Origin of the sequence: Streptomyces europaeiscabiei, assembly GCF_001550375.1 — a bacterium.
Lineage (GTDB): Bacteria > Actinomycetota > Actinomycetes > Streptomycetales > Streptomycetaceae > Streptomyces > Streptomyces europaeiscabiei.
In genome coordinates, this window is sequence record NZ_LRTR01000568.1 from 1 (window position 1) to 1907 (window position 1907).

Here is a 1907-nt window from a genome sequence, read left to right on the forward strand (position 1 = left end):
GGGAAGTCGCCGAAGTAGTCGACGACGTCCTCCGGCCACTGGTTCGCCTCGGCCAGCAGCACGGTGTCGGGATAGTGCGCGTCGATCTCCTTCCGCACCCGCTTGAGGAAGTGGTGGGTTGCGGGAAGGTTTTCGCAGTTGGTGCCCTCCTGCTGGTACAGGTAGGGCACCGCGTCCAGGCGGAAGCCGTCGATGCCCAGGTCCAGCCAGAACCGCAGCGCCGAGATGATCTCCTCCTGTACCGCCGGGTTCTCGTAGTTGAGGTCCGGTTGGTGGGAGAAGAAGCGGTGCCAGAAGTACTGCTTGCGGACGGGGTCGAAGGTCCAGTTGGAGGCTTCGGTGTCGACGAAGATGATGCGGGCGTCCTGGAACTGTTTGTCGTCGTCGGCCCAGACGTAGTAGTCGCCGTAGGGGCCGTCGGGGTCGTTCCTGGACTCCTGGAACCACGGGTGCTGGTCGCTGGTGTGGTTCATGACGAAGTCGATGATGACGCGCATGCCGCGTTGGTGGGCGGCGTCGACGAACTCGACGAAGTCGGCGAGGTCGCCGAACTCGGGGAGGACGGCGGTGTAGTCGGAGACGTCGTAGCCGCCGTCGCGCAGGGGCGATTTGAAGAAGGGCGGGAGCCAGATGCAGTCGATGCCCAGCCACTGCAGGTAGTCGAGTTTGGCGGTGAGGCCCTTGAGGTCGCCGATGCCGTCGCCATCACTGTCCTGGAAGGAGCGGACGAGGACCTCGTAGAAGACGGCGCGTTTGAACCAGTCCGGATCCCGGTCCCTCTGCGGAGTGTCCTCGAAGGTGTCCGGGATGGGTTTGTTCGTGGTCATGGCGTGCCTGACCCTCCGATCTGCGACGAGGAGGACGTGCTCTCGGCACGGAGTTGGACGTGGAGGACGTGCGCGGGCGCCCGCCCGGGTTCCAGGCGCACGTAGTTCGTCCTTCCCCAGCGGTAGGTCTCCCCCGTCAACTCGTCGCGCACCGGCACGTTCTCGTCCGGGCCCAGGCCGAGTTCCGCCATGTCGAGCGTGACCGTGGCCTCCTGGGCGCGGTGGGGGTCGAGGTTCACGACCACCACGACCGCGTCCGAGCCCGCGCTCTTGCTGTAGGCCATCACCGCGTTGTTGTCGGTGTGGTGGAAGCGCAGGTTCCTGAGCCCGTGCAGTGCGGGGTGGCGCCGTCTGATGTCGTTGATCGCGGTGATGAGGGGTGCGATCGTACGTCCGTCTTGTGCGGCTGTGTCCCAGTCGCGGGGGCGGAGTTGGTATTTCTCGGAGTCGAGGTACTCCTCGCTGCCGGGCTTGAGCGGTGTGTTCTCGCAGAGTTCGTAGCCGGAGTACACGCCCCAGGTGGGGGAGAGGGTGGCGGCCAGGACGGCGCGGAGTTCGAAGGCGGGGCGGCCGCCTTCCTGGAGGAAGGCGTGGAGGATGTCGGGGGTGTTGACGAAGAAGTTGGGCCGCATGTAGCTCGCGGCGTCCCCGGCGAGTTCGGTGGCGTAGTCGGTGAGTTCCTGTTTGGTGGTGCGCCAGGTGAAGTAGGTGTAGGACTGCTGGAAGCCGGTGGCGGCCAGGGTGTGCATCATGGCGGGGCGGGTGAAGGCCTCGGCCAGGAAGATGACGTCGGGGTCGGTGGTGTTGACGTCGGCGATGACCTGTTCCCAGAAGAGCACCGGTTTGGTGTGGGGGTTGTCGACGCGGAAGATCCGTACGCCGTGGTCCATCCAGTGGCGCAGGATGCGGGTGGTCTCGGCGAGGAGGCCGGGCAGGTCGGCGTCGAAGGCGATGGGGTAGATGTCCTGGTACTTCTTCGGCGGGTTCTCCGCGTAGGCGATCGTGCCGTCGGGGCGGTGGTGGAACCACTCGGGGTGTTTGTGCACCCAGGGGTGGTCGGGGGAGCACTGCAGGGCGAAG

The 1907-nt window shown here is 66.0% G+C and carries 2 protein-coding genes; both read right to left on the bottom strand.

Going from position 1 to position 1907, the window contains the following annotated elements; genetic code table 11:
• Nucleotides 1-827 (bottom strand): alpha-amylase family glycosyl hydrolase (locus AWZ10_RS27485; RefSeq protein ID WP_244172566.1); only part of this gene is annotated, 827 nt, incomplete at its 3' end.
• Nucleotides 824-1907, bottom strand: a 1084-nt coding sequence (locus AWZ10_RS53950) for an alpha-amylase family protein (protein ID WP_244172567.1), incomplete at its 5' end; no start/stop codon positions are given. The genes AWZ10_RS27485 and AWZ10_RS53950, both read right to left, overlap by 4 nt.